The 21,856-nt window shown below is 52.9% G+C and carries 21 protein-coding genes and 3 tRNA genes; 12 read left to right on the plus strand and 12 right to left on the minus strand.

Annotated features, from left to right (window positions below; genetic code table 11):
* Window positions 1-47: 47 nt before the first annotated feature.
* The 8 genes from ET810_RS04590 to rpmH form a co-directional block, all read right to left on the minus strand.
* A complete protein-coding gene (locus tag ET810_RS04590; RefSeq protein ID WP_180316379.1) occupies window positions 48-707 on the minus strand; it encodes a hypothetical protein in 660 nt (219 codons plus the stop codon).
* Between the two features lie 28 nt (window positions 708-735).
* The gene (locus ET810_RS04595) at window positions 736-1,791 is read right to left on the minus strand and encodes a ParB/RepB/Spo0J family partition protein (protein WP_087454795.1); all 1,056 of its coding nucleotides are present in this window, start codon (window positions 1,789-1,791) and stop codon (window positions 736-738) included.
* Between the two features lie 5 nt (window positions 1,792-1,796).
* Window positions 1,797-2,789, minus strand: a complete 993-nt coding sequence (locus tag ET810_RS04600) for a ParA family protein (protein ID WP_087454796.1) — start codon at window positions 2,787-2,789, stop codon at window positions 1,797-1,799.
* A 105-nt stretch (window positions 2,790-2,894) separates the two neighbouring features.
* Complete coding sequence (gene rsmG, locus ET810_RS04605; RefSeq protein ID WP_134316112.1) at window positions 2,895-3,566, minus strand: 16S rRNA (guanine(527)-N(7))-methyltransferase RsmG; 672 nt, start codon at window positions 3,564-3,566, stop codon at window positions 2,895-2,897.
* Between the two features lie 185 nt (window positions 3,567-3,751).
* Window positions 3,752-4,708 (minus strand): membrane protein insertase YidC, encoded by a 957-nt coding sequence (yidC, locus tag ET810_RS04610; protein ID WP_087454798.1) that lies wholly within the window; start codon window positions 4,706-4,708, stop codon window positions 3,752-3,754.
* Between the two features lie 101 nt (window positions 4,709-4,809).
* Complete coding sequence (gene yidD, locus ET810_RS04615) at window positions 4,810-5,097, minus strand: membrane protein insertion efficiency factor YidD (RefSeq protein WP_087454799.1); 288 nt, start codon at window positions 5,095-5,097, stop codon at window positions 4,810-4,812.
* A gap of 15 nt (window positions 5,098-5,112) precedes the next feature.
* Entirely contained in the window at window positions 5,113-5,469 is a 357-nt protein-coding gene (rnpA, locus tag ET810_RS04620) for a ribonuclease P protein component (protein WP_087454800.1), read from the minus strand.
* A 26-nt stretch (window positions 5,470-5,495) separates the two neighbouring features.
* Window positions 5,496-5,639 (minus strand): 50S ribosomal protein L34, encoded by a 144-nt coding sequence (gene rpmH / locus ET810_RS04625; RefSeq protein ID WP_013242964.1) that lies wholly within the window; start codon window positions 5,637-5,639, stop codon window positions 5,496-5,498.
* A gap of 975 nt (window positions 5,640-6,614) precedes the next feature.
* Here rpmH and dnaA point away from each other — a divergent pair.
* The 5 genes from dnaA to gyrB all read left to right on the plus strand — a co-directional run bounded on the left by dnaA (window position 6,615) and on the right by gyrB (window position 14,257).
* Entirely contained in the window at window positions 6,615-8,441 is a 1,827-nt protein-coding gene (gene dnaA / locus ET810_RS04630; protein ID WP_087453051.1) for a chromosomal replication initiator protein DnaA, read from the plus strand.
* Window positions 8,442-9,023: 582 nt separating this feature from the next.
* Window positions 9,024-10,211 carry a DNA polymerase III subunit beta gene (gene dnaN / locus ET810_RS04640; protein ID WP_134316110.1) on the plus strand — a complete coding sequence of 396 codons (1,188 nt, stop codon included), beginning with the start codon at window positions 9,024-9,026 and terminating at the stop codon, window positions 10,209-10,211.
* A 67-nt stretch (window positions 10,212-10,278) separates the two neighbouring features.
* Complete coding sequence (gene recF, locus ET810_RS04645) at window positions 10,279-11,514, plus strand: DNA replication/repair protein RecF (protein ID WP_134316109.1); 1,236 nt, start codon at window positions 10,279-10,281, stop codon at window positions 11,512-11,514.
* Window positions 11,495-12,067, plus strand: a complete 573-nt coding sequence (locus tag ET810_RS04650; protein ID WP_087453054.1) for a DciA family protein — start codon at window positions 11,495-11,497, stop codon at window positions 12,065-12,067. The genes recF and ET810_RS04650 overlap by 20 nt, the downstream gene beginning before the upstream one ends.
* A gap of 144 nt (window positions 12,068-12,211) precedes the next feature.
* Window positions 12,212-14,257 (plus strand): DNA topoisomerase (ATP-hydrolyzing) subunit B, encoded by a 2,046-nt coding sequence (gyrB, locus tag ET810_RS04655; protein ID WP_134316108.1) that lies wholly within the window; start codon window positions 12,212-12,214, stop codon window positions 14,255-14,257.
* Window positions 14,258-14,338: 81 nt separating this feature from the next.
* On the opposite strand, the gene ET810_RS04660 is transcribed toward gyrB, so the two are convergent.
* From ET810_RS04660 to ET810_RS04670, 3 genes are all read right to left on the minus strand, one after another.
* The gene (locus ET810_RS04660) at window positions 14,339-14,773 is read right to left on the minus strand and encodes a DUF6918 family protein (RefSeq protein ID WP_087453056.1); all 435 of its coding nucleotides are present in this window, start codon (window positions 14,771-14,773) and stop codon (window positions 14,339-14,341) included.
* Between the two features lie 375 nt (window positions 14,774-15,148).
* Complete coding sequence (locus ET810_RS04665) at window positions 15,149-15,412, minus strand: hypothetical protein (RefSeq protein ID WP_087453057.1); 264 nt, start codon at window positions 15,410-15,412, stop codon at window positions 15,149-15,151.
* Complete coding sequence (locus ET810_RS04670) at window positions 15,412-15,621, minus strand: CopG family transcriptional regulator (protein ID WP_087453058.1); 210 nt, start codon at window positions 15,619-15,621, stop codon at window positions 15,412-15,414. Before ET810_RS04670 ends, ET810_RS04665 begins: the two co-directional genes overlap by 1 nt.
* A gap of 167 nt (window positions 15,622-15,788) precedes the next feature.
* Between ET810_RS04670 and gyrA the strand changes: the two genes are divergently transcribed.
* From gyrA to ET810_RS04705, 7 genes are all read left to right on the plus strand, one after another.
* Entirely contained in the window at window positions 15,789-18,353 is a 2,565-nt protein-coding gene (gyrA, locus tag ET810_RS04675) for a DNA gyrase subunit A (protein ID WP_087453059.1), read from the plus strand.
* The gene (locus ET810_RS04680) at window positions 18,353-18,697 is read left to right on the plus strand and encodes a DUF3566 domain-containing protein (protein WP_087453060.1); all 345 of its coding nucleotides are present in this window, start codon (window positions 18,353-18,355) and stop codon (window positions 18,695-18,697) included. Before gyrA ends, ET810_RS04680 begins: the two co-directional genes overlap by 1 nt.
* A 186-nt stretch (window positions 18,698-18,883) precedes the next feature.
* A tRNA-Ile gene (locus tag ET810_RS04685) sits at window positions 18,884-18,960 on the plus strand.
* An 8-nt stretch (window positions 18,961-18,968) separates the two neighbouring features.
* Window positions 18,969-19,041, plus strand: a tRNA-Ala gene (locus ET810_RS04690).
* A 101-nt stretch (window positions 19,042-19,142) separates the two neighbouring features.
* Window positions 19,143-19,922 carry a YwiC-like family protein gene (locus ET810_RS04695; RefSeq protein ID WP_166741026.1) on the plus strand — a complete coding sequence of 260 codons (780 nt, stop codon included), beginning with the start codon at window positions 19,143-19,145 and terminating at the stop codon, window positions 19,920-19,922.
* A 325-nt stretch (window positions 19,923-20,247) separates the two neighbouring features.
* Window positions 20,248-20,775: a YPDG domain-containing protein gene (locus ET810_RS04700; protein WP_134316107.1), complete on the plus strand. Its 528-nt coding sequence runs from the start codon at window positions 20,248-20,250 to the stop codon at window positions 20,773-20,775.
* 219 nt (window positions 20,776-20,994) lie between these two features.
* Window positions 20,995-21,067 (plus strand) — tRNA-Ala (locus tag ET810_RS04705).
* Window positions 21,068-21,613: 546 nt separating this feature from the next.
* Here ET810_RS04705 and ET810_RS04710 read toward each other — a convergent pair.
* Entirely contained in the window at window positions 21,614-21,799 is a 186-nt protein-coding gene (locus ET810_RS04710) for a hypothetical protein (protein ID WP_134316106.1), read from the minus strand.
* Window positions 21,800-21,856: the final 57 nt, after the last annotated feature.

A 21,856-nucleotide genomic window follows, 5' to 3' on the forward strand; every position in this document is an offset into this window, starting at 1 on the left:
TTTTCTGTGGTGGCTTTCCTCGGGGAGGCCACCATTTTTATTGCCTTTTATACAGCCACGTTGGCAAGCAAAGGTTCCGCAGTCTCCGCGGTAAACAAAGTGTGCGCTGGCGGCAGTTCAAGCCGTAGGAGGGGCAGCACCGGATGATGCCGAATGATCTCAAATCCAGCGGATTCCAATAACGCTAGCGTCATCAAGCCAATATCCTCCGCAGATGTGAGTATGCGTTGGATGTTCTCCGGCTGTGGGTTCAATGGATCGTCGCAAAAGGCTTCGTCTCGTGCAAAGGCTTCAAGAGCTTTTATTCCTTGTCCGGCAAGATGGACGATGGCTGCGTCGAGAAGCACTGTTTCTATGCCGCTGCCCATCATGGCTGGATCTCTGTGGAGGGAGGTCAGCACGTAGGCATCGCTGGTCACAGGGGCGGTGGGCAATTGGGCACAGCCCGGGGCTTCAGAAGCTGGGCAGTAGAGCAAGGTTGCATAGGCCCGGAGAGCAGTGTCGTCGGCGCTTGTGATGTTGAAGCCGCAGCTGCCGTATGCGGACAGCACAGCGGCTAACCACGCTTCTTTTTCCAGGGTGGGAGTCCCGGCAGTGGACGCACACAGGGCCGCTGATTCCTCCAGCTCCCAGAACACGCTTCTCGACGCCCCCAGGTGTATCCGGGGGATACCGTCTAGGTCGAGGGCCTCGATTCGTGTGTTCATGCCATTAAGCGCCTTTCACAAGAAGCTGCTAATGCCCCTCGCTGTTTCCGCCGAGGAGCCCCATGATGCGGTCAAAGTCTTCACGCCCACCAAATTCCACAACGATTTTTCCTTTACGCTTACCCATACTCACCGAGACTTTGGTGTCTAGGCCGTCGGCAAGGCGGTTTGCGGCATGGGTGAGGAACTCGGGGGTCGGGGTCTTTTCCCGCTTCTTTGGTGCTGGTTTCTCACCACGGTTCATCAGTGTGACGGCTTCTTCTGTTGCACGAACAGAAAGGCCCTCAGCCACAATGCGGTCGGCAAGGGCGATCTGGTGGTCCTCGCCACCTTTAACGCCTAGGAGCGCCCGAGCGTGTCCGGCAGAAAGCACACCAGCCGCCACTTTGCGCTGTACTGCTACGGGAAGGGCAAGCAAGCGAATCATGTTGGTGATGACGGGGCGGGAACGGCCGAGTTTATCTGCCAGCTCATTCTGGGTAACGCCGAATTCCTGCAACAATTGTTGGTAAGCAGCTGCTTCTTCTAAAGGATTAAGTTGAACGCGGTGGATGTTCTCCAGAAGGGCGTCACGCAGCATCTCCGAGTCATCGGTTTTGCGGACGATTGCGGGAATAGTTTTCACGCCAGCTTTAGATGATGCACGCCAGCGGCGCTCACCCATGATGATCTCGTAGTGCTCATCGGGGGTCTCGCGGACCACGATGGGCTGGAGCAGACCAAACTCACGGATTGAGTGAACCAGCTCAGCGAGGTCTTCCTCGTCAAAAACGCTACGGGGGTTTTTCTCATTGGGGATGATGAGCCCGATGGGAATTTCCCGGTAGGTGGCACCAAATTCTTCGAGTTGCTGATCTGTTCCGCGTGAGCCTGCGGATTGCTTTTCTACTGCATGCGCAATGATGGGGCTAATGCGCGCACCCTTGGCTTCGCGTTGCAAGCGCGATTGTTTGTTCTTCTCAGTTGCACCGCCAAAAACCACATCTGCTGCGGAGTCGCCGATGCGTTGCCCAGGCGACGGGCTTCCAGTTATCAACGCGCCAATTCCTCTGCCGAGACCACCTTTACGAGCTTCCTGTGCCATCTTTCTTACTCCTTTGAGGTCTCATCCGCGTGATCGGCATTGCCTTCATTTTGGCTTTGCCCTTGTTGTTCGCGCAATGCTTCTGGTGACATCCCGATTGGGCCCGAGCTTTCCGACGGCAAATAGTCGCCGCGAGTGGCCAGCTCTCGTGCCGCGTCGAGGTAGGCTAGCGCGCCCCGAGAACCTGGATCATAGGCAAGAACGGTTTGCCCATAGCCTGGGGCTTCTGACACCTTCACGGAGCGCGGAATCTTGGTTCCCAAGACTACGTCACCAAAATGCCCGCGTACTTCATCCATGACCTGCTCTGCGAGCTTTGTCCGACCGTCATACATGGTCAGGAGAATCGAGGAAATATGCAGGTTGGGGTTCAGATATTGCCTGATCATCGTGATGTTATTCAACAGCTGACCCACACCTTCGAGGGCATAGTACTCACACTGAATAGGGATAAGTACCTCATCAACGGCGGTCATGGCGTTAATGGTGAGTAAGCCAAGCGAGGGTGGGCAATCGATAAATATGTAATCGAAGTCTGCCTGCTGCATGTACTCCGTGTTGAGAGCGTCGCTGAGCCGGTATTCTCGCCGAACTAAGTTAACCAGCTCAATTTCGGCGCCAGCTAGATCGATGGTTGCGGGAACACAGAAGAGGTTCTCAGATGCCGTCGTTTCCTGTATCGCGTCTTCTACAGTGCATTCTCCGATGAGTAATTCATAACTCGACAAGGTTCCGGCACGGTGTTCAACACCTAGGGCAGTAGAGGCGTTTCCCTGCGGATCAAGATCAATAACAAGGACTTTGAGGCCATTAATAGCAAGCCCCGCTGCGAGATTAACTGAAGAGGTAGTTTTTCCTACGCCACCTTTTTGGTTAGCTACAGTCATCCTGCGAGAGCTATCTGGACGGGGCAGATGCAGGCTATTCGGCGTCAACACCTGCGCCGCACGGCGTGCCGCAGCGGCGATCGGTGTATCTTCCCAGTTCTGGTCGTCCATGCGTCCCTTCTCGTCTATGAATCGAGGGCCCTATCACGCCCACAGTGTACGTTTCTTACTTTAATGCCTAGAGGGCAGGCGGTTCCACACCACCCAACGCCGCTTTTAGCGAACTTTTCGGATAGAAATCAGTGTAGTTGGATCTTCCAGCTGATCACCCACCGTAAAAATCTTGATTTTTCCGCCACCAGCTTTAAAAATCATCTTTTCATCACGGTCAAATTCCTCTTTTACGGAGGAGCCTTTCATGGCGATCATTTTCCCACCAAGACGAACCAACGGAAGCGACCATCCCGCAAGTTTTCCTAGGGGAGCGACTGCGCGCGATGTGACGACGTCGACAAGCCCCAGTTCGTTTCGGACCTCTTTTTCTTCTGCACGCCCCCGAATCACGGTCACGTTATCTAACTCCAGGGAGTCTTTCACCTCACCCAAGAAAACAGAACGCTTGAGCAGCGGTTCAATGAGCGTTATCTCCAGGTCAGGACGGGCAAGCGCAAGAGGAATACCAGGCAAACCGGCTCCTGAGCCAATATCTGCAACGCGAGCATGGAGATCCATCGCTTCACCGATGACCGCGCAGTTAAGTATGTGACGGTCCCACAGTTTTGGAACTTCACGAGGGCCGATAAATCCGCGTGTGGATCCGTCGATAGCCAATAAACGGTGGTATTCCACCGCTTTATCCAGCAACGATCCAAAGATCTCTGTGGCTACCTCTGGGGGAGAGACCAGCTCAAGCTCACGCTCGGCACCGTTATTTTCCTCATGTTTCACGTGGAACCATCCTTAATACTTCTACCGGCATCACAGACAACTCCGGTACGTTCACAACGCTATCACGCCGGTCCGACACTGTTGCCCCCAAACGGGAAAGCCACCACATCACGCACGCACTTACCAGGCGGAATAACAAAAACTGCCGCCACCACATATGGTGGCGGCAGTGAGCGGAAGAAAAATTATTTCTTCTTGCCCTTCTTAGGGTTATTCGGACGCTGTCCGGGCTTCGGAGCCGTTGCCCGCTTCGCGGCCTTCTTGGCTTCAATTTCTTCGGCCTCTTCTGCGTCAATCTTGTTAAAAATCCAACGCTGCTGGAAGAAGGTCCAAATGTTGTTGGCCACCATGTAGAACAGCAGACCGAGGTGCCACAGGACACCGGTAAACAGAATGGTCAATGGCATGAACCACAGCATCATCTTGTTCATCATGTCCATTTGCATCTGCATCTGGCCGCTAGTAGGCGCGGCTTGCAGGCCGGATTCACGCCGTGCTTTTTGGCGATTAACAGACAAACGTCCGTTCATATGCGTTGCTACCACGATGATCAGAATCAACGGAGCTGCCACAGCAATGATGTTGGCACGGGTGAAATCTACAGGTTGGAAAGCCTTGTACATGTCACCAGGCATCGAAATGTATGCGGAGAGCGGCACGCCAAAGATACGAGCGTCAAGGAAGGACTGAACGTCTTCGGGCGAGAAGATGTAGTTAGGGGTCTGTCGGTTGACCTCAACGGAAAGTCCCAGCTGGCTGTGTCCGGTACCGGTACGGTTGAAGGAGCGCAGCACGTGGAACAGACCGATGAACACAGGCATCTGTACGAGGGCGGGAAGGCAACCAGCGATGGGATTGACTCCCACTTCTTTTTGCACTTTCCGTGTCTCTGCCATCATCTTCTGCTGGTCTTTTCCGTATTTCTTACGGATTTCCTGCATCAGCGGCTGGAGTTCCTGCATCTTGCGAGCAGAACGCATCTGATTGAGCATTGGCTTCACAAGGAATGCACGAATCGTGAACGTCAGCAGCATAATAGCCAACACCCACGAGATGCCGGAGTCTGGGTCAAACACAAAGCTCACTACTTTGTGCCAGAACCACAGGATGGCCGAGATCGGCCAATAAATGAAGTTGAGCACTGTGAGTCAGAACTCCTTGGTGGTCGAAGTTTTAAGATGTGGCGTTCCCTGCATATCGAAGCTGATCATCGAGGATCCTCCAAAGAATCTCCGATGCATAATCAACGCCGAGGCACGGGGTCGTAACCGCCTGGGTGCCAGGGGCCACATTTGGCTAACCGTGCGATCGTCAACGCCGTGCCTACAACAGCACCACGCCGAGACACAGCCTCAAGCGCATACGCACTACAGGTCGGATCGAAACGGCAGGTAGACCCCATCTTAAGGGGAGAAATATATTTTTGGTAGAAACGCACCGCATCATACAGCAGCCCACTGAGCATCCCAGCAGGTCGCACAGGCCAAGAATTATTATTCTCATTGCCTAGTTGCTGGTGGGAATAACACATGAGAGCCGCTCCTTATCAACGTAAAAGCAGCTTTTCGACGCCCGAACGAACATCCGCTTCCAGTTCCTTAGACGTCGCCATTGCCGCCGGGGGTAATGCGCGAACAACAATATGCACGTCGTGAGGAATCTGGTCTTTCATGCCCATAAGAATATGCCGAAGTTTGCGAGAGACTGCATGACGGATCACCGCATTGCCTACGGCTTTAGACACCACGAGGCCAAAGCGTGGTCCGCCTACTGCCGCTATGTTGTCCGCAGCAGCATGGGTGCGTAAATGAATAACGACGGTGCTTCTTCCAGCACGCTTGCCTTTCCGAATAGTTCCACGGAACTCGTCGGAATTGCTGAGCTTGTGCCTAGAAGGAAGCACCGTCGTTTAATTCTTGTAAGAAGAGACTAAGCAGTCAGCTTCTCACGGCCCTTACGACGACGTGCAGCCACGATTGCGCGCCCCGCACGGGTACGCATACGAATACGGAAGCCGTGCTTACGTGCGCGACGACGGTTGTTCGGCTGGAACGTCCGCTTGCCCTTAGCCACGGTGAACACTCCTCAAGTTGTGTGTAGGCGGCCGCACAAAGATCCCCGACCCACAGTGGGCCAAGCACCCTCTTACTTCTCAGCATTACTGGGAAGCGCGGTCACCCTAAATTGGATGATTTTCAAGTGAGGTACGCGCACCACGCTAACCACAATCACGTTAGCGCCGAATTTCCGGAACCCTGTCGGCGTCACACATCTCTTTTGATGCGAGGCGTTCCGAAAGCTCTGTCGTTCATAGCGGCGTTCTCAACAAAGCACTTGCGATTGACGTATTAAAAACACGCCCGTTGCAGTGACAGACCTCAACAGACTACGTGAGTTTTCCTAGCTAGAACAAATCGACACGCCGTTCCCCCAACCCCACCCCTGTAATGACATTTTTGTAATTAACAGCTGCTCATCCACTATTTGGCCGGTCAGGGTCTCTCGACAGTTGCAATATAGCCATAAAAATGCGTCTGTTCGAGCTCCCCAGACCGAGAACATAAAACATCTAAAATTAATTTTTGGACAGCCTCACGTCACACCGAGTAACAATATTTGTAAGGAAAAATCACACACTGTGAATAACCAAGCCTGTGGATAACTCTCAAATCTATGTCGAAACTTTTCCCATAGAATTGGGTTCATGCAGGTTAAAAGCGGTACTTTTCACGGTGGGCGTTGTCCACAAGGTTGTGAAATGACTGTGGATAACTTTTCACACACCCCAGTGCGGAAAGTTATCCACAGTTGTGGAAAACTCTGTGGAATACGCGGTCACAGCACCCAAAGCGTTGTGAACAACTCGGTGAAATCCCCGTGGACAGTGAAATAACATTTTTCACCGCCGGCTGGGGAAATCTCGTTGTTTGGACATTAATTTTTGGGGTTGATGAGCGCTGCTGATATGGCATTGACCCGCGAATGCACTGCCATATCAGCAAGAAAAATTAGTTGTTGTTCATTCGCACAAGGTAAAGGAAATACGAAGTGTCGGAGACTCCATCGACATGGAACGAACGGTGGCAGGAAGTTACTAATGAGCTGCTGTCACAGTCTCAGGACCCAGAAAGTGGTATTTCCATTACTCGCCAGCAAAGTGCATACCTGCGGTTGGTTAAGCCAGTCGCATTTGTAGAGGGTATTGCAGTTTTAAGCGTTCCCCACGCCCGAGCGAAAAAAGAGATTGAGACTACGCTGGGCCCTGTTATCACTGAGGTATTGTCTCGTAGGTTAGGGCGACAGTACAGCCTTGCAGTGAGCGTTCATGCTTCAGAGGAAGAACCAGAAGACTCCTCACTTAGCCCAGATACCGCGCCTGCATACCAGGAGCGATCTGCTGTTTCTGGTCATTATGGCGCAGGCTCTGTCAATGCGGCGTATCAGAATCAGCAAAGCGCGGCATACCGCCAGTCACAGGACGCACAGCATCCTGTGACTTTTGGTTCCCTCTCATACGGAAATGAAAAGTACCCAGAAAACACTCTTGAACAGTGCTTTTCCACTCCTCATTATGGGTTTAACGAGCAAAATTTTAACGAGGCTCAACACACCACGCCGGCGACTTCTCATACCGCACCACAGAGTGGATCTGCGTTATTGCATGATCCACTTCAAACGCGTGGAACTGAACCATCGTTGAACCAGGACTATCAGGGGAATACTGGAGGATGGCGTACTGACCATATCCAGGAACCCACTCCTGCAGAACAGATTCCTTCCGGCACACCGCGTGCTCGTGAGCAGCCATCGTTTAACCCCGATCGTGCTTTAGCGCTTAACCCGCATTACACATTTGATTCTTATGTAGTCAGTGATTCCAATAAATTGCCGTGCTCAGCAGCAATCGCTGTGGCGGAAAAGCCTGCTCGTGCCTACAATCCGCTCTTTATTTGGGGAGACTCAGGCCTAGGTAAAACTCACCTCATGCATGCGGTAGGCAACTACGCCCAATATTTAAATCCGCGTCTTCGCATTAAGTATGTTTCTAGTGAGGAATTCACTAATGAATACATTAATTCGGTGCGAGATGACCGGCAGGAAGCGTTTAAGCGTAAGTATCGTGAACTAGATATTTTGATGGTTGATGATATTCAGTTCCTCCAGGGTAAAGAGGGTACTCAGGAAGAGTTCTTCCATACGTTTAATGCTTTGTACCAAGCTAATAAGCAGATTGTTTTGTCTTCAGATAGGCCTCCAAAACAGCTGACTACCTTGGAAGATCGACTACGTACCCGGTTCCAGGCTGGCCTTATTGCAGACATTTATCCGCCAGATTTAGAAACTCGTATTGCGATTTTGATGAAGAAGGCGACGTCGGAACGCATTGTTGCGGATCGTGAAGCTATCGAGCTGATTGCGAGCCGTTTTAATACGTCGATCCGCGAGCTAGAAGGCGCTTTCATTCGTGTTTCTGCGTATGCGTCGCTGATGTCTCCAGATAAGGGCAAGCACCGTATTGATCTGCGGATAGCCGAAAAAGCTCTTGAAGATATGATGCCGGAGCAGGCCAATCAAGAAATTACGGCGACAACCATTCTCGCGGCTACTGCTGAGTATTTTGAGATGGATGTCAATGAGCTCAAGGGCAGTGGTAAGACGCGTGCGGTGGCTCATGCACGTCAGCTAGCAATGTATCTGTGCCGCGAGCTTACAGATCTGTCGCTTCCAAAGATCGGCGAACAATTCGGCGGTAAAGACCACACCACGGTGATGTACGCGGATCGAAAAATTCGTAAAGAGATCACAGAGAAGAAAGAAACTTACGACGAAATTCAGCTGCTCACGCAGCAGATCAAGAGTTCTTCTCGCGGATAAGACCGTTATCGGCTTCTAACAAAGGCTGCCTCCCGGTAATTCTGGGAGGCAGCCTTTGTTGTGGGTTCTTCCAGGTCACAACAGTTTTAAAAGTAGTACACAGAGTTATACACAGCTGTGTAATTACAAACATGTAATTTGATGATACTCGACACATTTTGAGGTTTTCGACGCCGCCCAAGACCTGTGGATAACACTGCCTTTTATGTGTAAGAATTAACCCTGAACTGGGGATAGAATGTGAACAACTCACCACCCCAAAAAGTTATCCACAGGACCGTCGAGTTATCCACCGACATTCCACAATCGCATTCACAGCCAAAAAATCCGCTACGACCGTAGCGTTCACCCCTCATTCCACAGAATGCACAGGACTTACTGTTACTACCAACGATTTACTCTTAATGAAACTAAGTAGAAAGAGGAGCTGGGGAATAACAACTTTTGAGGCTCGGCCTGCGGTCTCACCGGATTCTTGAAATTACAAAAATCTGGGGCTGCGGAGTTTTGCAGTCGCGTCAACCCGGGTACGGTTAGGTCTTGTAATTCCAAGATTCACTCAAGCGAGGAGCCCTCATACGCATGGACGCACAAGCTGTCTCATTCCGGGTCGAGAAGGAAGACCTTTCAGGTGCAGTGAGCTGGGTTGCGCGTAACCTGCCAACAAAGCCCACCCAACCCGTACTGCGAGCCGTGGTCATCACAGTTGATGATGAAGGGCTAGAGTTTGCGGGTTTTGACTATGAGATCTCTACAAAAGTTCGTATTTCCGCAGATGTAAGCCAACCGGGACGTATCGCTGTTGCTGGAAAGCTCCTCTCAGACATCATCGGAACTCTGCCAGCAAAGCCGGTGGAAATTTTTGTAGAAGGTAGCCAGGCTCTCGTGGTCTGTGGATCTTCTCGCTTTGAGCTTCCGCTCATCCCGCTGGATGAATATCCGATTTTGCCTAAGCTACCTGCAGCAACAGGCGCCATCGACCCTAAACTTTTCGCAGATGCAGTGCTCCAGGTCGCAGCAGCAGCTGGCAAAGATGACACGCTGCCTATGCTCACCGGTATTCACATGGAGATCGACGGGGAAGACGTCACGCTCACGGCCACCGACCGATTCCGTTTGGCTTTACGACGCTTCCAGTGGACACCTGCTGTCGCCGATGCCAAAGCAGATCTTTTGATTCCCGCGAAGAACCTCTCGGATAACGCACGCAGCCTTGATCAAAACTCAACCGATCCGGTCGAAATCGCTGTCGGTGCTGGCGAGAGCATCGGTTCTGAAGGCCTCTTTGGCATTCACATCGACAGTCGCCAGACAACAACGCGCATGCTTGATGCGGATTTCCCCAATGTGAACCCGCTGCTTCCTAAGATGCACAAGTCGATGGCGAGTGTCGAGATTTCTGCGTTAGCAGACGCAATCCGTCGTGTGGCTTTGGTCGCTGAAAGAAACGCACAGATCAGGCTCCAATTTTCCAAGAACGAAGTCATTTTGTCTGCCGGTGGATCGGATGCCGGCCACGCAGAAGAATCAGTTCCTTGCGCATACACCGGGGAAGACGATTTCCTCATCGCTTTTAACTCGGGCTACCTGCGCGATGGCCTAGGCGTGATCAAGACAAACCGTGTGGTCTTTGGCTTTACTGAGCCGTCTCGTCCGGCGATCATGATCCCGGAACCAGAAGAGCTTCCCGAGGCTGATGCCGATGGCACGTTCCCCACACCCGACACTGACTTCACGTACCTTTTGATGCCAGTTCGACTGCCAGGCTAAAAGCGAAAACTGCTGGTGAGATGCATCTTTGTGTCTCACCAAAAGAAAGCAACTAGAGGTAATTACCGTGTACATTCGCGAGCTATCGCTCCGAGATTTTCGTTCGTGGGCAGACTGCCACGTAAATCTTGAACCGGGTGTCACGGTTTTTGTTGGGCGCAATGGTTTTGGGAAAACCAACATCGTTGAAGCCATCGGCTATATTGCGCATTTGGGATCCCATCGAGTCTCCCAGGATTCTCCGCTTGTTCGTCAGGGGAAAGACTCTGCGCGGGTATCCGTTACCGCTGTTAACCAGGGACGCGAGCTAACAGCTCATATGTTGATCCAACATAAGGGCGCCAACCAGGCTCAGATCAATCGGACCCGGCTGAAGTCTCCCAGAGAGCTTTTAGGTGTGGTTCGGACTGTCTTGTTTTCTCCGGAAGATCTGAGCATGGTTCGTGGCGAGCCGGGGGAACGCCGGCGCTATCTGGATCATATCGTCGCTACCCGAAAGCCCAGGCTGGCAGGGGTAAAAGCAGATTATGACAAGGTCTTAAAGCAAAGAAATTCGCTGTTGAAAACAGCTAGTGCATCGCTGCGCCGGGGATATGGTGCAGATGACGGGACTCTGAGCACGCTGGATGTCTGGGATACCCAGCTTGCTCGGCTCGGCAGCGAGCTTATTCATACTCGACTTAGCCTCGTTGCAGAGCTCGCCCCGCTTGTTCATTCCGCGTACGCCCGCATTGCTCCGGAATCGCGGCCCGCGCGAATTAACTATGAATCTACTGTTCCCGTGCCGGCCTCTGTCGTTGATACCGAGGCTGCGTCGACAAGCATTCCCGACATGGACGTACTGGAAGCCGCTATGCTTTCTCAGCTGGGAGTTCAGCGAAAAAAGGAGATTGATCGGGGACTATCCTTGGTGGGGCCGCATCGCGACGACCTAGCTGTTTTGTTGGGTGATTATCCCGCTAAAGGATATGCGAGCCATGGGGAAACCTGGTCGATGGCGTTAGCCCTGCGGCTAGCGGAATTTCGCCTGCTCAGCGCGGACGGGTCGGAGCCGATTTTGATCCTCGATGATGTGTTTGCGGAACTCGATTCCAAACGCAGACAAAAACTCGTGGGGATCACCGCAGAGGCCGAACAAGTGCTCATCACGGCGGCTGTCGGCGACGATCTTCCAGATAACCTGGCAGAATCGGTGGTACACCGGCATATGGTGACCATGACGGATACCCCAGAGGGACGTATTTCTGAGCTGGACAAGGACAAAGACGCGGAAGGACCGAGCGATGAGCACTCAGCCTGCTGATGCTGGATCAGAAGATCCCGTAGCAGAGGCATTTGCAGCTATTCGCGCCGAGGCGCAACGCCGCACGGGGCGTATCCCTGACCTGTCTGCCCATAATCCACGCCCCGGATTAAAGCTTAACGACGCCCCCGCTACTCCTCGCCGGCCCAAAACCCCGGGAAAACCGACTGGTCCGGATGGCCGTAGACTACGGCGCTCTTATGATGTCGAGCCAGTAGGCTCTGTGCTGAGTAAAGAAATCCAACGCCGCGGATGGCGACACGGGATTGCTGGTGGTTGGGTGCATTCGCATTGGGATGAACTGGTGGGGGAAAAAATCGCGGCGCACACCAAAGTGGAAATACTCAAAGAGAAGTCCCTCTTTATATCGTGTAATTCCACTGCATGGGCTACAAATTTGCGTATGATGCAGCGTACGATCTTGCAGGCTATTGCGGAAAAAGTAGGCCCTGATGTGGTGGCGGAGCTGAAGATTTTTGGCCCTAAGACACCTAGCTGGCGCCATGGCCCCTTGCATGTGAAAGGTCGCGGCCCGCGCGATACATACGGATAAGGCGGGGAGAACTGCCTCAAAATCGTCTAATTCACCCCTATTTTGCCGTTATAAGCGTGTGAATGCATTCCTTGTAGGGAGGGAGGGTAGGCAGTGTAAGATGGAACGGTCTAAGCGTATTTAATAACAAGGAGTGCTCGTTCCGTGGCAACCGCTGAACATGAATATGGCGCCTCATCCATTACGATCCTTGAGGGTCTAGAGGCTGTACGTAAGCGCCCCGGTATGTACATCGGCTCGACCGGTGAACGCGGCCTACACCATTTGTTGTGGGAGGTCGTAGATAACTCCGTCGATGAGGCGATGGCTGGTCACGCCACGCATGTCGACGTCACACTGCTGGAAGACGGCGGCGTGGAGGTCGTGGATAACGGCCGTGGTATCCCCGTCGATATGCACGCTTCTGGTGCACCGACGGTGCAGGTCGTTATGACGCAGCTCCACGCGGGCGGCAAGTTCGACTCTGATTCCTATGCTGTCTCCGGCGGTCTTCACGGTGTGGGCATCTCTGTCGTGAACGCGCTGTCCACTCGCGTTGAAGCCGACATTAAACTTCACGGCAAGCACTGGTATCAGAACTTCTCCAACGCGGTTCCGGACGAGTTGATCCAGGGCGGAAATGCGCGGGGGACAGGAACTACCATCCGGTTCTGGCCGGATGCTGAGATTTTTGAAACCACCACGTTTAAATTCGACATCATTGCACGCCGATTGCAGGAAATGGCGTTCCTGAACAAGGGACTGACCCTTTCGCTGACAGATAAGCGCGTGAGCGATGAGGAACTTGAGCTGGAAGCAATCGCCGATGAAGGCGATACCGCAGAGAACGTTTCGCTGGAAAAAATAGATTCCGATGCCGATGGCAACATCGAGGCTCCTGCTGCGCCGAAGAAACGCGAGAAGAAAAAGGTCTTTTATTACCCCGAGGGCCTCAAAGACTATGTTGCGCATCTGAATAAGTCCAAGCAGGTCATTCACCCGACCATCGTCGCCTTTGAAGCCAAAGGGGAGGACCACGAGGTTGAGGTGGCTATGCAGTGGAACAACGGCTACGCACAAAGCGTGCATACCTTTGCTAACACCATCAACACCATTGAGGGTGGTACCCATGAAGAGGGCTTCCGCGCTGCGCTCACAACGTTGATGAATCGCTATGCCCGTGAACACCGACTGCTTAAAGAAAAAGAATCCAACCTTACCGGTGACGATTGCCGTGAGGGCCTTTCTGCGGTTATTTCCGTGCGCGTGGGCGATCCTCAATTCGAGGGACAGACTAAGACAAAGCTCGGTAATACCGAGGTCAAGGGCTTTGTTCAGCGCATGGTCAACGAGCATGTGGCGGATTGGCTAGACGCGAACCCGGCAGAAGCAAAGACCATCATTAATAAAGCTGTGTCTTCTGCGCATGCGCGTATGGCGGCACGCAAGGCTCGTGACCTGGTGCGTCGCAAGTCTGCAACGGACCTTGGTGGACTGCCAGGCAAGCTTGCAGATTGCCGTTCTAAAGATCCCGTGAAGTCGGAACTTTATGTGGTGGAGGGTGATTCCGCAGGTGGCTCGGCTAAAGCAGGCCGAGACTCCCTTTACCAGGCTATTCTTCCTTTGCGCGGAAAAATCCTGAATGTGGAAAAAGCGCGACTGGATAAGGTGCTTAAGAACGCCGAGGTTCAGGCGATCATCACTGCTTTGGGCACCGGCATTCACGATGAGTTTGACATCAATAAACTGCGCTACCACAAGATTGTTCTTATGGCCGACGCTGATGTGGATGGCTCCCACATTGCTACGCTGCTGCTTACTCTCTTGTTCCGCTTCATGCCTCAGCTCATCGAGGAAGGCCACGTGTACCTGGCTCAGCCGCCTCTGTACAAGCTTAAGTGGGGTAAGGGTGACCCTGGCTTTGCATATTCGGATGCCGAGCGCGACTCACTTTTGGAAGAGGGCCTAGCGCAGGGACGCAAGATCAACAAGGATGACGGAATCCAGCGTTACAAGGGTCTGGGCGAGATGAACGCTAGTGAGCTGTGGGAAACCACGCTTGACCCAGAGTTCCGTGTATTGCGTCGTGTGGACATCAACGATGCACAGCGTGCTGATGAAATTTTCTCCATCTTGATGGGTGATGACGTTGCTGCTCGTCGTAGCTTCATCACCCGTAGGGCAAAGGACGTTCGTTTCCTTGATATTTAGGCTCTTAACCTAAAGCTTAGGCCGCCACCGAAAAGTTTTCGGTGGCGGCCTAAGCTTTATACAAGGCGTATCTGCGGGATACTACATGTGGTTGTGCATGATACGGCCGAGGCCTTCGACGTTAGGCTCGATGAAGCCCGCAGCCTTGCCGCGAAGTGAGCTGTATGCCTTTTTGAGAGCCGGAACGTCGATTTTTTCTGCGTTACGGTCTGCCATGACGAGCAATTCGCTGGATACTTCTTCCTTGCGTCCTGCTAGGAAAATGCCAAAATCAGCGTCTCCTGATTTTTCAAACTGAGTCCAATAAGGATCGAGAACCTCAATGACCTCGGGGAGGAGTCGGTTCGCAGCTTTGGTGACGATGTCGCCGTTGACTGTTTTTGCAGCTCCGATGGTGCCTTTAAGCGCCATACCGGAGAGGCCCTTTTGCTCAGCAACGGTTGTTTCGATGAAAGCGGAGAGTTCTGCCCCCACGGTGGCGTGCTTGGTTTCGAGGAGGGACTTCAGACTCGACATATATATATGACCTTTCACAATGATGGCATAGCCGGAAACATTTAGGTTATCGCTTGATTATATATAAAGCGACCTCCATTGTTGGCTACACCAGACATTGATGCGTCCAACGACGGAGGTCACTTGTGTTGTCATTCTTCCACCACAGGAAAAGCAATTTTTTTGAACAGGTACATTGTTCACTGCTGTTTACTGTAATCACAACAGTCACAAATGTTATATGATTCGCCTCTCTTGCGGCAATAATGACACAAAATGACGTAGTTTTTGGCATCGATCTTTCACCGTTGTTTTTACCGAAGCTGTATTTCTGTGCTGATCAACACTATGTGTGTGCAATCCCATACTGTGCTCATGCCATGTAATTCCTAAGCATTAGGAGTTCAGGTCCTTTAATACGCGGGAAAGAAATATGCCAAAGGACTCGTTCTGTCTGGTGAGTGGAGATACTCGGGGGACAAAAAACCTGAGATATTCCGACTGCTGCATAGGCGAAGAAAAGGGTGATACCCCTTCAAAAGAGGCTGTTGTCGTTGCTGCTATTGCCGCTAGTGCGGCAAAGTCGTTGATTGTGGCGTTGCAGGTGCTGCAGAAGTCGTCGGCAAGCATAAGCACTTGTTCTGCGGAAAAGCCTCGCATTATCTGTTTCCTCGTATGCGGCGTTCTGTGGCGGTGAATGTGGGGAGATGCACGCGGGCCAGCTCTCGTACTTCGGAATCTGCGACTGTGCGAACCGCCGTGCTCACGATGGCGCGCACAGCTGCCTCGTGTTTGCTGGAACCTTGAATTTCTGCGAGCAGTGTGAGCGCTCGATCCTGTTCGGGAGTTAGCCGTAGAGTCATCGCCATTAGCAAATGGTATCAGTTTGGTAGCAAAAATGGGGTGAGATGTGCCGTAATCACGTCTCAGTGGGGCGCTGGGCGAATTAAGCGGATAGACTCTAAGAGTTAAGTTCTCAGCGACATATTCGGACTGCTTGTGTAAGCCGTTCGGACAACCCTAGAAAAGGTGACATATGAGCGACGATCTCTTGGGTGGCGAGGGATTCGACCGGATTCATCCGATTGACCTCAACGAGGAGATGGAGACCAGCTACATCGATTATGCGATGTCGGTCATCGTCGGACGTGCTTTGCCGGAGGTCCGTGACGGACTTAAGCCGGTGCACCGCCGTATCCTTTACGCGATGTATGACTCGGGCTACCGCCCGGAGCACGGGTATGTAAAATCTGCCCGTCCGGTCTCGGACACCATGGGTCAATTCCACCCGCACGGCGACTCAGCTATTTATGACACGCTGGTTCGCCTTGCCCAGGACTGGAACATGCGTTATCCGCTTGTCGACGGCCAAGGTAACTTCGGCTCCCGCGGTAACGATGGCCCCGCCGCCATGCGTTATACGGAGTGCCGACTCACACCGCTGGCCATGGAAATGGTCCGGGATATTCGCGAAAATACCGTTGATTTCTCCCAGAACTACGACGGTAAGACCCAGGAACCAGACGTTCTTCCGTCCCGCGTTCCTAACCTTTTGATGAACGGCTCAAACGGCATCGCCGTGGGCATGGCAACCAACATCCCGCCCCACAATCTCAACGAGCTTGCCGACGCGATCTTCTGGCTCCTGGAAAACCCAGATGCCGACGAAGCCGCAGCCCTTGAAGCGTGCATGTCCTATGTGAAGGGCCCAGATTTCCCCACAGCAGGTCAAATCGTTGGTTCCCAAGGTATTAATGATGCCTACACAACCGGCCGCGGTTCTATCCGCATGCGGGGCGTGACCTCGATTGAGGAAGAAGGAAGCCGGCAGATCATTGTGATCACGGAACTTCCGTACCAAGTGAACCCGGACAATATGATTTCTAACATCGCGGAGCAGGTGCGCGATGGAAAACTGGCCGGTATCTCCAAGATCGAAGATGAGTCTTCCGATCGTGTGGGTATGCGCATCGTGGTCACGCTGAAACGCGATGCCGTGCCGCGCGTTGTGCTGAACAACCTGTACAAGCATTCCCAGCTGCAGACTAACTTTGGTGCGAACATGCTCTCCATCGTCGATGGAGTACCGCGCACCCTGCGGTTGGATCAGATGCTGCGCTACTACGTTACGCATCAGATCGAAGTCATCGTTCGTCGTACACAGCACCGCCTTGAAGAAGCTGAGAAGCGTGCTCATATTCTGCGTGGTTTGGTTAAAGCCCTGGATATGCTCGACGAGGTTATTGCTTTGATCCGCCGGTCTGCCACGGTGGACGTTGCTCGCAGTGGGTTGATTGATCTGCTCACTATCGACGAGATTCAAGCTGACGCTATTTTGGCTATGCAATTGCGTCGCCTGGCAGCCCTTGAGCGTCAGAAGATCATTGATGAGTTGGCAGAAATTGAAATCGAAATTGCCGATTACAAGGATATTCTTGCTAAGCCGGAACGTCAGCGTGCCATTGTTCGTGATGAGCTTAAAGAGATCGTGACTAAGTACGGCGATGAGCGTCGTACGCAAATCATTGCAGCCACCGGGGACGTCACTGAGGAAGACCTTATTGCGCGGGAAAATGTGGTCGTGACCATTACTTCCACCGGCTACGCTAAGCGCACCAAAGTCGATGCTTATAAGTCACAGCGACGCGGCGGCAAAGGCGTGCGTGGTGCGGAACTCAAGCAAGACGACGTGGTCCGCCACTTCTTTGTCTGCTCCACCCATGACTGGATCCTGTTCTTTACCAACTTTGGCCGGGTCTACCGACTCAAAGCCTACGAGCTGCCAGAGACATCCCGCACCGCCCGCGGCCAGCACGTGGCTAACTTGTTGGAGTTCCAGCCGGAGGAGCGCATTGCCCAGGTTATCCAGCTGCAGTCCTATGAAGATGCGCCATACCTGGTGCTCGCCACCGCGCAGGGACGCGTTAAGAAGTCGCGTCTGTCCGACTACGAGTCCAACCGTTCCGGCGGCCTGATCGCTATCAACCTGGCGGAAGACGACAAGCTCATTGGCGCTGCTCTGTGCTCCAACGACGACGAGCTTCTTCTGGTGTCGGAGGAAGGGCAGTCGATTAGGTTCAGCGCCGACGACGATCAGCTGCGCCCCATGGGGCGTGCAACAGCCGGCGTGAAGGGCATGCGATTCCGTGGCGACGATCAGCTGCTCGCTATGACCGTGGTGCGTTCGGACGCTTATCTTCTCGTCGCAACGTCGGGTGGCTATGGAAAGCGCACCTCGCTTGAGGAATACTCCCAGCAGGGTCGTGGTGGCCTTGGTGTGGTTACCTTCAAGTACACACCAAAGCGCGGCAAACTCATTGCCGCCGTGGTTGTTGATGAGGACGATCAGATCTTTGCTATTACATCTGCAGGTGGAGTGATCCGTACCGAGGTCAACCAGATTCGCCCAAGTTCGCGAGCAACCATGGGTGTACGCTTGGTCAATCTGGAAGACGGCGTGGAATTGCTTGCTATCGACCGCAACGTTGAAGGCGAAGGCGAAGAAACCGCTGAAGCAGTTGCTACGGGAGCCATCGATGGTCCCGCCAATCGCGGCCGTCAGACCGAAGTGACCATTGAGCCCGAAGGAGAAGACCAGTAATGGCAACACGTCATGTTGTTATAACTCGAATTTCACCTGTATCGGCGTTTAAAACCGCCTTGTCCCTGTCCCTCATCGGTCTGGCTGCATGGGTCATTTGCGTGGCTCTGCTGTACCTTGGCATGCAGTCTGTAGGGGTCTGGGATAACGTCAACGAGGTTATTGGTGGCGTCGGTGGCAGCCAAATAGTTACGTTTGGTCTAGTTCTTAGCGTGGCTGCGTTGATGGGCGCTATTACCTCCATCATCGTTACTATTCTGGCTCCCCTCGGTGCGATCATCTACAACTCGATCGTGGACCTTTTTGGTGGCCTTGCCATTACGTACCGTGAAGAAAACGATTAGTTAGTCGCTGTGGCGTGAACGAGGCCTCTTGCTAGGATCCTGGAGAACAGAGGATCTGAGCAAGAGGCTATCTTTATGAGCCTTTTATGAGCATTCAAGTACATTGCAAAACCTTGGAAAAAGGGGTTATGTGCAGGCGATTTGCTAAATTTTATAGTTTCTAGGTAAAGTTCTATCTCGTTCCCAGGGCCTATAGCTCAGTCGGTTAGAGCGCATCGCTGATAACGATGAGGTCGCAAGTTCGATTCTTGCTAGGCCCACCAGGAACAACGGGGCATTAGCTCAATTGGTAGAGCACCTGCTTTGCAAGCAGGAGGTCAGGAGTTCGATTCTCCTATGCTCCACAAACAAAGGATCCAAGCTTAGGCTTGGGTCCTTTGTTTGTTGCAATGATCCTAGACACAACCCGTTAGTGCTCCTTTGTGTTGACATTAGGATGAACTATATGATTAGAGTTGCGACTCCTCGGAAGTCCCGTCGCTCACCAGGATGGGTCCCTAACCAGCATGGGGCATGGTTTATGGTGACTGTTCCCGCCCTCATCGGAGTGGTCCTTGCCCCTGCGTGGATTGATATTCCTCTTCTGCTGTTGTGGTGGTGCGGGTACTTTGCGTTTTTTGCGGGAAGTGTATGGATGCGGGGGAGGTACCGAAAGCGCCACTTACCGCCACTTGCTGTTTATGGTGCCGTTACTGCGCTTGCGGGGCTGGTGGTCTTGTTCTGCAACTGGCGGCTGGTGGTGTGGATCCCTGCCTTTCTTCCTCTCGTAGGGATCGCCGTATATGAAACATGGCGACGCAGGCCGCGCTCACTTCTTTCTGGTCTATCCACCGTATGTGCGGCCTGCCTTATCTTGCCTGTTATCGCCTGGGCTGGTGGTGGTCTTACTGCCCGTGTGTGGGCTGTGTGTGGGGTTTTGCTGTTGTATTTTGCTGGCAGTATCCCGTACGTGAAAACGCTTATCCGGGAACGTGGCTCCCGCCCCTGGATTATCGGCTCTATAACTTTTCACCTAGCTTTCCTGATTGCTGCATGTGTGGCCGTTGCGTATCAGGCGGTTCACGGTGCGGTGGCAGTGATCGCTGGAATCCTTCTGCTTCGCGCATGGCTCATGCCCACTACCGGTGCGCGTCGGGAACGCCCGTGGACACCCAAGCAAGTAGGGCTTCTCGACGCTCTCCTCGGGGTGTTGGTCGTTCTAGCCGCAGTGCTTCCGCCTCGTTGATATAAAAAGACCTGGCACCTCAAAAGGTTATTTTTGCTGCTAAAGATTAATTTTTTCATATCTACACCGCTGTGTGCTGGGGATTTTCTGGGCATATGTGAACACTCCGTATTTGGTGTGTGGCATAGAACTCACTTTTTGAAAACGGGTGGTAATAGGGATGATTTTTTGCCGAATCGTGCCCGAAATGAGATCGCCTGTTGATAGAAAAACGATTATCCGTAAGGTGGGGCTCGTCCCAAACAAGGGACAACAGGATTGAGCACTCGATCATGCCAACAACAGGCATCATCCTGAACCTTCAATGTGGATTAAGGAGAATTGTTTGTCTTCTAACAAGAACGTTGCTCTCCGTAACCTAGCAGTAGCTGCTGGTGCCACCGCCCTGGGTCTTGGTGCGGTATTCGGAACTGCTGGAGCAGCTATGGCTGCCGATGAGCCAGCAACACCACCAGCGGTCAATGCAGAAAAACCTGCCCCCACCATCGAACAGGACATTCCTGTTGAGGTGGATAAGCCAGAGCTTCTGGATCTCGACGACGCTCCCGATGTAGAGACACCAGAGGTTGATGATCTGGACGACGTGCTGAAGTACGAGCCGACGACCGTGGCTGCAGGGCACACCGCCTATGCGGACATCAAGGGAGAAGTTGATGACGACACCATCTTTGGTTACTCGCAGTCTGGCATCCCGGAGGGCTGGTTTGTCTCCGTGGATGAGGAAACCGGCAAGGTTAGCGTTAGCGCTAGTCCCGATGCGAAACTCGGCGACACATATACGGTAAAAGTCAAGGTCATCGACCTTGATGGGAAGGTAACGTGGGCAGAAACGCCCTTCACTGTGGGTGAGTAAGGATGCATATGCAACGACGCTAACCGCATGAATGAACTTATGTAGTGAAAGAACAGTGAGGCCCCCACAAGGAGAACCTCACTGTTCTTTTCTAGTAGAAATATGCTGCGTTTATCGGCTGAGCTGGTGGCTGGGTCCTAAGTCAAAACGATCTTGTTTATGCTGTATACGGCTGTATTAGACGTAGCGGGGATCTAGTTGCTACACTGATACCGCACCGGGGCATTAGCTCAATTGGTAGAGCACCTGCTTTGCAAGCAGGAGGTCAGGAGTTCGATTCTCCTATGCTCCACGGCATGAAGAAGACCACCTCTAATTTTAGAGGTGGTCTTCTCGCGTGAATGGGGTGTTTTGACGTGAGGTGGGGCGGGTTGTTCGACGATGTCGGGGCGGCCTTCCTGGTGTAGGGTGCCTTGACGTAGTAGTCGTGTTTGCGGCGGCGTTACCTCGCAGTCACACTGTCCTACGGAGCCTGGACTGACTGTCAGTCCCAGGAACGATCCACGATTAGTTCGTATACACCGGCACACACGGAGTCTTGGTGGTTGACCTGTTTGATGCGTAGGGGGTGCACAACAGTTTGAAAGTATTGAGCGTTCTACGGTTCTGAGGGGGTGCATTTGGAGGAAGATAAGGGGGAGGCAGATCCCTGGTGGCTGCTTCGACGAGTAGGTCGTGGACGGTGTGCTCTCCTTTGTGATAGATCTCGAACACCCAGGGGCAGCGGTGCCCGGTCGAAGCTGTTCTCGAAGGTGCTGTACGCGGCTGGAGCAACCCAGGTATAAGACCGCCGTCGGGTATGTTGCGTAATAAAGTCATTCCCGCTTTGAATAGAATATTAGGCTGAGTCTGCGTGGCAAGCTGGATCTCGACGCGCTTTCACCGTTGCCGTAGCACGGCTGTAGGTAGTGACCTCATCGGGATTTATGAACACGACGATGACTGTAGTGTGCTCGAACGCGGTGCCGAGCGCCTCCCCAATATACGACGACTCTGCATTGTTAGTTCGACGTCGGTTGTCCACCTTATTGGCGATATCGCGATACTGTGAGAGATCTCATTGCAGTCGTGTATGACCAAG

This window comes from Corynebacterium silvaticum, from assembly GCF_004382825.2.
In the GTDB taxonomy this organism is placed as follows: domain Bacteria; phylum Actinomycetota; class Actinomycetes; order Mycobacteriales; family Mycobacteriaceae; genus Corynebacterium; species Corynebacterium silvaticum.

Bases quoted from the DNA above. Each gene is read 5' to 3' on its own strand.
- yidD (WP_087454799.1), bottom strand. From the start codon at position 5,097: ATGTGTTATTCCCACCAGCAACTAGGCAATGAGAATAATAATTCTTGG.
- dnaN (WP_134316110.1), top strand. From the start codon at position 9,024: ATGGACGCACAAGCTGTCTCATTCCGGGTCGAGAAGGAAGACCTTTCA.
- ET810_RS04660 (WP_087453056.1), bottom strand. From the start codon at position 14,773: ATGTCGAGTCTGAAGTCCCTCCTCGAAACCAAGCACGCCACCGTGGGG.
- ET810_RS04650 (WP_087453054.1), top strand. From the start codon at position 11,495: ATGAGCACTCAGCCTGCTGATGCTGGATCAGAAGATCCCGTAGCAGAG.
- ET810_RS04595 (WP_087454795.1), bottom strand. From the start codon at position 1,791: ATGGCACAGGAAGCTCGTAAAGGTGGTCTCGGCAGAGGAATTGGCGCG.
- ET810_RS04590 (WP_180316379.1), bottom strand. From the start codon at position 707: ATGAACACACGAATCGAGGCCCTCGACCTAGACGGTATCCCCCGGATA.
- ET810_RS04695 (WP_166741026.1), top strand. From the start codon at position 19,143: ATGATTAGAGTTGCGACTCCTCGGAAGTCCCGTCGCTCACCAGGATGG.
- ET810_RS04680 (WP_087453060.1), top strand. From the start codon at position 18,353: ATGGCAACACGTCATGTTGTTATAACTCGAATTTCACCTGTATCGGCG.
- ET810_RS04670 (WP_087453058.1), bottom strand. From the start codon at position 15,621: ATGGCGATGACTCTACGGCTAACTCCCGAACAGGATCGAGCGCTCACA.
- ET810_RS04600 (WP_087454796.1), bottom strand. From the start codon at position 2,789: ATGGACGACCAGAACTGGGAAGATACACCGATCGCCGCTGCGGCACGC.
- gyrA (WP_087453059.1), top strand. From the start codon at position 15,789: ATGAGCGACGATCTCTTGGGTGGCGAGGGATTCGACCGGATTCATCCG.
- ET810_RS04665 (WP_087453057.1), bottom strand. From the start codon at position 15,412: ATGCGAGGCTTTTCCGCAGAACAAGTGCTTATGCTTGCCGACGACTTC.